We start from the raw sequence: 412 nt of genomic DNA on the forward strand, positions 1-412 counted from the left end.
GGTGCCGGAGCGTCGATACCCCGAGCCAGACCAGGTACAGAGAGCCCGCGAGCGTGAGCACGGTCAGCGCACCGGGGATGCTCATGATCAGCGTGCCGACACCCGCGGCGACGATCAGGGTGGCGACGAGGTGCCCGGTGAGGAGCCCGAGGACCGCGGGCAGTACCTTCCGTTGCAGACCGGCTGAGATCGCGTAGGCCCAGTCCGCACCCGGCGTGATCACGAAGAGCGCCGAGACTCCCCAGAAGGCGAGGATCGCGAGGGGGTTCACGATCCGCTCCTCGGTGCCCCGCTGCGATGTCCGGTCTCAGTCATGGAGCAAGACTATTCGCGATCCTCGGCAATAGGATTCCAACTTCTGCGGATATATGCGGAAGACGTGGAAGAATTAGGACATGGATGCCATCGACAG

General features: G+C 64.1%; 1 protein-coding gene. It reads right to left on the reverse strand.

All coding sequences use genetic code 11. The annotated features are described in order from the left end of the window. Positions 1–271: LysE family translocator (locus SB658_RS22075; RefSeq protein WP_410602331.1), on the reverse strand; the 271-nt coding region annotated here is incomplete at its 3' end. Positions 272–412: the final 141 nt, after the last annotated feature.

The sequence above is a fragment of the Bacillus sp. SIMBA_008 genome (assembly GCF_046535495.1).
Lineage (GTDB): Bacteria > Bacillota > Bacilli > Bacillales > Bacillaceae > Bacillus > Bacillus subtilis.